Source organism: Sphingomonas sp. (assembly GCF_036387535.1).
Taxonomy (GTDB): Bacteria; Pseudomonadota; Alphaproteobacteria; order Sphingomonadales; family Sphingomonadaceae; genus Sphingomonas_R.
In genome coordinates this window covers 1-8,670 of record NZ_DASVTO010000107.1, presented here as the reverse complement: position 1 = coordinate 8,670, position 8,670 = coordinate 1, and the positions used below count along the sequence as shown (strand labels likewise).

General features: G+C 66.8%; 8 protein-coding genes. 6 read left to right on the top strand and 2 right to left on the bottom strand.

Annotated features, from left to right (window positions below):
- Positions 1–12 precede the first annotated feature (12 nt).
- Complete coding sequence (locus VF649_RS10080) at positions 13–579, bottom strand: TlpA disulfide reductase family protein (protein ID WP_331011828.1); 567 nt, start codon at positions 577–579, stop codon at positions 13–15.
- Between the two features lie 16 nt (positions 580–595).
- Between VF649_RS10080 and argH the strand changes: the two genes are divergently transcribed.
- The 4 genes from argH to galU are packed head-to-tail and all read left to right on the top strand — an operon-like array spanning position 596 to position 4,361.
- Entirely contained in the window at positions 596–1,966 is a 1,371-nt protein-coding gene (gene argH / locus VF649_RS10075) for an argininosuccinate lyase (protein ID WP_331011827.1), read from the top strand.
- Complete coding sequence (locus tag VF649_RS10070; protein ID WP_331011826.1) at positions 1,966–2,205, top strand: hypothetical protein; 240 nt, start codon at positions 1,966–1,968, stop codon at positions 2,203–2,205. Before argH ends, VF649_RS10070 begins: the two co-directional genes overlap by 1 nt.
- Positions 2,206–2,211: 6 nt before the next feature.
- Positions 2,212–3,498, top strand: coding sequence for a diaminopimelate decarboxylase (lysA, locus tag VF649_RS10065; protein WP_331011825.1), 1,287 nt, complete (start codon positions 2,212–2,214; stop codon positions 3,496–3,498).
- Complete coding sequence (galU, locus tag VF649_RS10060; RefSeq protein ID WP_331011824.1) at positions 3,495–4,361, top strand: UTP--glucose-1-phosphate uridylyltransferase GalU; 867 nt, start codon at positions 3,495–3,497, stop codon at positions 4,359–4,361. Before lysA ends, galU begins: the two co-directional genes overlap by 4 nt.
- Positions 4,362–4,368: 7 nt before the next feature.
- On the opposite strand, the gene VF649_RS10055 is transcribed toward galU, so the two are convergent.
- Positions 4,369–5,628: an arsenic transporter gene (locus VF649_RS10055; protein WP_331011823.1), complete on the bottom strand. Its 1,260-nt coding sequence runs from the start codon at positions 5,626–5,628 to the stop codon at positions 4,369–4,371.
- A gap of 133 nt (positions 5,629–5,761) precedes the next feature.
- On the opposite strand from VF649_RS10055, the gene VF649_RS10050 reads away from it, so the two are divergent.
- Positions 5,762–7,099, top strand: coding sequence for a dicarboxylate/amino acid:cation symporter (locus VF649_RS10050; protein WP_331011822.1), 1,338 nt, complete (start codon positions 5,762–5,764; stop codon positions 7,097–7,099).
- 70 nt (positions 7,100–7,169) lie between these two features.
- Positions 7,170–8,639 carry an alginate export family protein gene (locus VF649_RS10045; protein ID WP_331011821.1) on the top strand — a complete coding sequence of 490 codons (1,470 nt, stop codon included), beginning with the start codon at positions 7,170–7,172 and terminating at the stop codon, positions 8,637–8,639.
- Positions 8,640–8,670: the final 31 nt, after the last annotated feature.

The following is an 8,670-nucleotide window of genomic DNA, read 5'->3' as shown; positions in this document are numbered from 1 at the left end:
GTGGGGGGTGATCTAGCTCAGCGCCTTGTCGAGCAGAGCCTTGGCCTCCGCACCGGTCCAGTCCATCCCGCCGACGACGCGCCAGCGTTCCTTGCCGTCGGCGCCGTAGAGGATGGTGACGGGCAGCGTGTCGGCCTTGGTCGCTTCCATCAGGACATTCTGCTTGTCGAGATAGGGGATCAGCGCCTTGAACTTTTCCTTCGCGAAGTAAGGATCGACCTCGCGCTTGCCGGCCAGATCCTGACTGACGACCATCAGCTGCAACCGGCCCTGTTCCCGCGCAGCCAGCGCATCGAGCGTCGGCATTTCGGCAAGGCAAGGCGCGCACCAGGTGGCCCACAGGTTCACGAGCAGCGGCTTGCCCCGGAACCGGGTGAGCGTCGCGGGGGCGCCGTCGGGCCCGGTAAAGGGTACGGCGGGCATGGCCTCCCCCGCATGCGACAGATCGACCTTGCCCGCGGGAGCGGCCGGGGTGTCGGCGGTGGCAAGCGTGTTCGCCGCGGGTTGCGGGGTTTCGGGCTTGCCTCTATCGCAACCGGCGACTGCCAGCGCGAGGAGCAGGACGATCAGCGGCCGCAAGGAAGACTCCAATCAGATGTGGGGAGGGCGCTTTTCAGAAGGGCCCGCCGCGGTGATGCGTGAGATTAACGCATCCATCCCGTTCGACAAGCGATTGTGGGCCCAGGATGTCGCGGGATCGCGCGCACATGCCGCCATGCTGGGTGCGACCGGGATCGTATCGCCCGCGGATGCGGCGGCGATCGACGCGGGACTGGCCACGGTGCAGGCGGAATATGCCGCACAGGGCGTGACGGTCGACCTGGCGCTGGAAGATATTCACATGGCGACCGAGCACCGGTTGTCGCAGCTGATCGGGCCGGCGGCCGGGCGGTTGCACACCGCGCGGTCGCGCAACGACCAGGTCGCGACCGATTTCAAGCTGTGGGTGCGCGATGCGATCGACGCGGTGCTGGCCGGGCTGGAGGGGTTGCAGCGCGCGCTGGTGACGCGGGCGGAGGAACATGCCGCCAGCGTGATGCCGGGCTTCACCCATTTACAGGTCGCGCAGCCGGTGACGCTGGGTCATCACCTGATGGCCTATTATGAGATGATCGGGCGCGACCGGTCGCGTTTCGCCGATGCAAAGGCGCGCGCGAACCTGTCGCCGCTCGGGTCCGCGGCGCTGGCGGGGACGGGATTCCCGATCGATCGCGAGGCGACCGCGCGGGCGCTGGGGTTCGACGGGCCGACCGCCAATTCGCTGGACAGCGTATCCGACCGCGATTTCGCGATGGATTATCTGATGGCGGCGACGACATGCGCGGTGCATCTGTCGCGGCTGGCGGAGGAATTCGTGATCTGGGCATCGCAGCCGTTCGGATTCGTCAGCCTGTCGGATGCCTGGTCCACGGGATCGTCGATCATGCCACAAAAGCGCAACCCGGACGCGGCAGAGCTGGTGCGGGGGCATTCGGGGCGGATCACGGGCTGCATGATGGCGCTGACCATGACAATGAAGGGCCTGCCGCTCGCCTATTCCAAGGATATGCAGGATGACAAGCCGCCGGTATTCGAGGCGCATGACCTGCTGGCGCTGTCGATCGCGGCGATGACGGGGATGGTCGAAAGCGTGACGTTCCGGACCGAGCGGATGCGGGCGGCGGCGGAGGCGGGCTATTCGACCGCGACCGACCTGGCCGACTGGCTGGTGCGGGTGGCGGACGTGCCGTTCCGCGAAGCACACCATATCACCGGACAGGCGGTGCGGATGGCGGAGCAGCGCGGTTGCGCGCTGGACGCGCTGCCGCTGGACGACCTGATCGGGATCGATCCGCGGATCGACGCGCGGGTCTATGACGCGTTGTCGGTCGATGCGTCGGTGGCGGCGCGGGCGAGCCAGGGCGGGACCGCGCCCGTGCGCGTCCGGGAAGCGGTGGCGCGCGCGAAGGGGGCCTTGGGGCTATGATGCGCGGGATGATCGGGCTGGCACTGGTGCTGGCATTGGCGGGATGCGGACGGCGCGAGGCGTTGCAGCCGGCGCAAGGGGCATCGTTGCCGCAGACGCCAGCCGAGGCGCGCGTGCAGCCGACCGTCGATCAGTTGCTGACCCCGACGCCGACGGCGCGGCCGGCGCGCAGCGAGGAAGTGCTGCGCAAATCCCAGGAACGGCAGGACGACCGTTTCGACCTGCCGCCGCAGGGCTGACGCGCGATGAACCATTTCGAATATCGCGATGGCGTGATGCATGTCGAGGATGTGGCGTTGCCGGACATCGCGGCGGCGATCGGCACGCCGGTCTATGTCTATTCGACTGCGACGATCGAACGGCATATCGCGGTGCTGCGCGATGGGCTGGCAGGGGTGGAGAGCGGTCCGGCGGGGCCGTGGATCGCATTCGCGGTGAAGGCCAATCCCAACCGCGCGGTGCTGGCGACGATGGCGCGCGCGGGGCTGGGCGCGGACGTGGTGTCGGCGGGCGAGTTGCTGCGCGCGCTGGCGGCCGGCGTGCCGGCGGACAAGATCGTGTTTTCGGGCGTCGGCAAGACCGCGGATGAAATGGCGTTGGCGCTGGAACGCGGCGTCGGCCAGTTCAACCTGGAAAGCGAGCAGGAGGCGGTGACGCTGTCGCAGGTTGCGACGCGGCTGGCGATCGCGGCGCGGGTCGCCTATCGAATCAACCCCGATGTCGACGCCGGCACCCATGCCAAGATTTCGACGGGGCGTTCGGACAACAAGTTCGGCATCCCCTATGATACCGCGGCCGCGGCCTATGCGCGGCTGGCGGCGCTGCCCGGGATCGATGTGCAAGGCGTGGCGGTGCATATTGGCAGCCAGTTGACCGATCTCGCCCCGCTGGAGGCGGCGTTCGTGCGGATCGGCGGGCTGATCGCCGACCTGCGTGCCGCCGGTCATGTGATCCGCACCGCCGATCTGGGCGGCGGGCTGGGTGTACCCTATGATCCGTCGAAGCCGTTGCCGCCGAACCCCGCCGATTATGGCGCGATGGTGGCGCGGGTCACACGCGGCTGGGACGTGCGGCTGATGTTCGAACCCGGGCGGCTGATCGTCGGCAATGCCGGCATCCTGTTGTCGACGGTCGTGCGGGTCAAGGAGGGTGCGGCGCACCCGTGGGTGATCCTGGACGCGGCGATGAACGACCTGCTGCGCCCCAGCCTGTATGATGCCTGGCATGATATCCGCGCGGTGCGCCCCGATGGCGCGCGGTTCGTTGCCAATGTGGTGGGGCCGGTGTGCGAAAGCGGTGACACGTTCGCGACCGGGCGGACCATGGACCGGGTTGCCGAAGGCGATCTGGTCGCGTTCATGACCGCGGGCGCTTATGGCGCGACCATGGCCAGTACCTATAATAGCCGCGCCTTGACGCCGGAGATATTGGTGACGGGAGAGGAATGGGCGATCGTTCGGGCCCGTCAACCGATCGAGAGCCTGATCGCAGCCGACGCGCTGCCACCCTGGTTGCAAGAGGAGATCGCATGAGCCGCATCCGTACCGCCATATTCCCCGTCGCCGGTCTCGGCACCCGTTTCCTGCCGGCGACCAAGGCCGTGCCAAAGGAGATGTTGCCGGTCGTCGACAAGCCGTTGATCCAATATGCGGTCGACGAGGCGCTGGCCGCCGGGATCGAGACGATGGTGTTCGTCACCGGCCGCGGGAAGAACGCGATCGAGGATTATTTCGACATCGCCTATGAGCTGGAAGATACGCTGCACAGCCGCGCCAAGCATGACATCCTGGCGACGCTGGAAGGGACGCGGCTGGCGCCGGGCAACGTCGCGTTCGTGCGGCAGCAGGAGCCGCTGGGCCTGGGCCATGCCGTATGGTGCGCGCGGCATTTCATCGAGAATTCGCCGTTCGCCGTGCTGTTGGCGGACGAATTGCTGTGGAACCCGGAAAGCCCCTGCCTGAAGCAGATGGCCGAGACGCAGGAGCGCAAGGGCGGCAATGTGATCGCGGTGCTGGAAGTGCCGCACGAGCATACCAACCGCTACGGCATCGTATCGCCCGGAACGATCGAAGGCGCGGTGACCGAGGTCAGGGGCCTGGTCGAGAAGCCGAAGCCGGCAGACGCACCGTCGCGGCTGGCCGCAGTCGGGCGTTACATCCTGCAGCCGGAGATCATGGCGTTGCTCGGCACGCAGGAAAAGGGCGCGGGCGGCGAGATCCAGCTGACCGATGCGATGGCGAAGCTGATCGGCGTTCAGCCGTTCCACGCGCAGACCTTCGTCGGACAGCGGCATGATTGCGGCGACAAGGCCGGTTATGTGCAGGCGAACATCTCGCTGGCGCTGGAGCGGGCCGATCTGGGGCCGGTGATCCGGGAGTATCTGAAGACCGTGTAACCGGGCGTCACCCGAGCAGGAGCCGTCCGCCCAGCGCAAGCAACAGGGCGGGCGGCATCACGGCGGCGCCGACCTTCAGGAAACGCCAGAAGCCAACATCTTGGCCCTCGCGCCGGATTGCGGTCAGCCACAGGATGGTGGCGAGCGATCCGGTGATCGACAGATTGGGGCCGAGATCGACCCCGATCAGCAGCGCGTCCGTGACCAGTTGCGGCGGTGCAGCCAGCGCAACGGTGGTGCTGGCGATCAGGCCGGCGGGCAGGTTGTTCATCAGGTTCGACGCGAAGGCGAGGACCGTGCCGGCGATGGCGGCGGTGGCGGCCGGATCGCGCGCGGCCTGCACGGCCAGCGTGCGGGCGAGGGCGGCGATCAGCCCGGTGCGGGCGATCGCCTCCACCAGCACGAACAGGCCGGCGACGAGCGGCAGCACCGACCAGCTGATCCCGCGGAGGAGCGGCAGCGGTCCACCGCGCGTGCGCATGAGGACGATCGCGGTGGTAACGGCGCCGGCCAGGAAGGTCGGCAGTCCCAGCGCCTGATCGCGTGCGGACACGATCAGCAGCAGGACCGCCGTGGCGAAAATGCCGCCAAGCGCGGTGCGACCGCCCGACGTCATCGGATCGGGAGCCGGAACGACGGCGCAGCGTCCGACCAACCGCGCGCGCTCGACGAAGCGGAGCGCCACGTAGGTGGCGACGATCGCCAGCAGTGACGGCAGCGCAAATGCCGCCAGCCAGGCGCCGAGCGGGGGCATGTGCCCACCATAGAGCACGAGATTGGCGGGATTGGAGATGGGCAGCACGAAGCTGGCGGCATTGGCGATCAGCGCGCAGGCGAACAGCAGCGGCAGCGGATCGGCTTCCGCCTTGCGCGCGGCGGCGTAAACCGCCGGTGTCAGGACGACCGCAGTGGCATCGTTGGACAGGAAGATGGTGACGAGCGTGCCGACACCGAACACGAGCGTGAACAGCCGCCCGGTCGATCCGCGGGCGGCGCGCACCGCATGTCCTGCGATCCAGTCGAACACTCCCTGAAGCCGTGCGGTTTCGGATAGCAGCATCATGCCGATCAGGAACAGATAGACGTCGTGACCCCGTGCGACGGCCGCGATCGCCGCCGGCCACGGGATCAGCCCGCACAGCAGGAGCGCAGCGGCGCCGGCCACCGCCCATACCGCCTCCGGCAGGCGAAGCGGCCGCGCGATCACGCCGGCCGTCGCCGCGGTGCAGATGGTCCAGACGGCGAGGGTGGCGGGGGCGACCGGCATGGTAGCACCGCCTATCCCGATTATGCAGGGGCGAACATGGTTTCCGCTCGGCATTCGTGCCGAAAAGCGGCATGGTTCGGGCCAGGCATGAGGCGCCAGTCGGCAGTGGCGGAAAAAAGGACAAGCCAAGACCATGATCATGAAGGATTATCCCGCCGCGGAACCCGCCAAACCGCAGCGCATCTGGTCGCAGCTTTATTTTCAGGTGGTGGTCGCGATCGCTTTGGGCGCGGTGCTCGGACACTTCCATCCCGCGCTGGGTGAAGCGTTGAAGCCGCTGGGCGACGGCTTCATCAAGCTGGTGAAGATGATCATTTCGCCGGTGATCTTCCTGACGGTGGTCACCGGGATCGCCGGCATGCGCGAACTGGGATCGGTCGGTCGGGTCGCGGGCAAGGCCTTCGCCTATTTCCTGTTCTTTTCCACGCTGGCGCTGGTCGTCGGGCTGATCGTGGCCAATGTCGTGCAGCCGGGCGCGGGGATGAACATCGATCCCGCGACGCTGGATAGCGGCGCGATCAGCGATTATGCTGCCAAGGCGCATGAGACGTCGATCACGGGTTTCCTGCTGTCGATCATCCCGGACACGCTTGTCAGTGCTTTTGTCGACGGCAATGTCCTGCAGATCCTGTTGATCGCGATCCTGTTCGGGATCGCGCTGTCGCTGGTCGGGGAGCCGGCCAAGCCGATCCAGACCGCGCTGGAGCGGCTGGGGCTGATCGTGTTCCGGCTGGTCGGAATCCTGATGCGCGCGGCCCCGATCGGCGCGTTCGGAGCGATCGCGTTCACGATCGGAAAGTACGGGATCGAAAGCCTGGGCAATCTGGGCGCGCTGGTCGCGACATTCTACCTGACGTCGATCCTGTTCGTGACGGTGGTGCTGGGTGCGGTCTGCTGGCTGAACGGATTTTCGATCTTCAAGCTGATCCGGTACCTGAAGGCGGAATTGCTGCTGGTGCTGGGAACGTCATCGTCCGAAGCCGCTTTGCCCAACCTGATCACCAAGATGGAGGCAGCGGGATGTGAGAAGTCGGTGGTGGGGCTGGTCGTGCCGACCGGCTATTCGTTCAACCTGGACGGCACCAACATCTACATGACGCTGGCAGCGCTGTTCATCGCGCAGGCCACCAACGTCGATCTGACGCTGGGCCAGGAAGTCTCGCTGCTGCTGGTGGCGATGGTCAGTTCCAAGGGCGCCGCCGGGGTGACGGGCGCGGGGTTCATCACGCTGGCGGCGACGCTGTCGATCGTGCCGACGGTGCCGCTGGCGGGCATGGCGCTGATCCTGGGGGTCGACCGGTTCATGTCCGAATGCCGATCGCTCACCAACTTCATCGGCAATGCGGTTGCGACGGTGGTGGTCGCCCGTTGGGAGAACGCGCTGGACAAGGACGCGCTGCACGCCGCGCTGGACGGGCGGGTCGGCCCGGATATGCGGGTTCGGGTTGGCACCGAGGGGACAGCGGGCTAACGCGCCGCGGTCGTCAGCCGTTATGGTCGTGTCACGGGAGTTTTACATGTTCCAACCGGCCGCACGAGCCATGCTGATCACCCTGGCCCCGATCGCAGTGGCGGTATCCCCGGCCGCGGCGCAGGACCGCGGCCGTCCATTGCAGCCACCCAAGGCGCCGGCTACGCCGATCGTCGACAGTTTTCCGGCGTCCGCGGCGGGGGATGGCGCCACGACCGGCGGCTACAACCTGTCGCGATGGGCGGAGGACTGGCGGGGCAACAAGGATCCCGCCAAACGGAAGGACGTGATCGACCGGCTGAAATATGTCGAGATCGCCGGTGACGGCGACGTCTATGCCACGTTCAGCGGCGAATTGCGGCTCCGCGTGAACGTCACCACCAATCCCGGCCTGTTGAAGACCGAGGCGCAGCGGCAGGACATTACCCGGATCGTCGGCGGCGTCGACCTGCACCTTGGCCGCCATGTTCGCGTGTTCGGCGAACTGGCCCATGGCGGGATCAGTGGCGAAAATCTGGGCAGCCCGGCCGGCAATCTGCGCAACGACCTGGCGGTGCAGCAGCTGTTCTTGGAGGCGCAGGGCGATGTCGGCGGGCTGGATACCGGTATCCGCGTTGGCCGGCAGGAGTTTACCGACGGACCCAATCTGCTGACCTCCGCCCGCGACAATAATGCGCTGCGGTTCGTGCTGAATGGCGTGCGCGGTTATGCGCGCGGAACGGCAGCGCGGATCGACCTGTTCGATTTCAACTACACGGCCTACGGTCCCAAGGGCTTGGGCGACGATCCGCGCGACCGCAACACCCGTTTTTCCGGCGGCGTGATCGGTTATGCCGTACCGACGACGCTGTTCGGAAAGTCCAAGCTCTATATCGATCCGTTCCTGTACCGGCTGCGCGCGCGAGAGGAGCAGTGGGGAACGGAGAGCGGGCGCGAGGAACGGATGTTCGCGGGCGTGCGTGCCTGGGGCGATGCGGGGCCGGTGACGATCGACTGGACCGTGGATCACCAGTTCGGCACGTTCGACGGACGCGACATCGACGCGTGGCAGGTGTTCGCGGCACAGACCTACAAGCTCGGGAAAGCGGCGACGGCACCGCGGATCGGCGTGCATGTCGATTATGGATCGGGCGGCGGCGCGTTCACCGGCGGCAAGCTGTCCAACGCCAGCGGTCTGTTCGGCAACAACATCTATTTCAGCTACGGGCTGTTTCTCACCCCGACCAATTTCCTCGGTATTTCGCCAAACTTCACGATCAATCCGGTCAAGCCGGTGCGGCTGACCGTGGAATATCAGTTCACGTTCCGGCCGAGCGAAACAGATGCGGTCTATCGCGCGGCGGGAACGCCCTATGCCCGCACGGAAACCGTACGTGGCAAGGAAGTCGGACAGGTCGCTCGGTTGCAGGCGGTCTGGACGATGACCCCGCGGCTGTCGACGACCCTGCGGCTCGAACATATGCAGGCAGGCGATGCGTTGACGCGCGCCGGATATGGCAACAGCATGTTCGGTGCGGCGTGGATCAGTTACCGCTTCTGAACCGCTGAGGCTTCGGATCGGAACAGGCGGC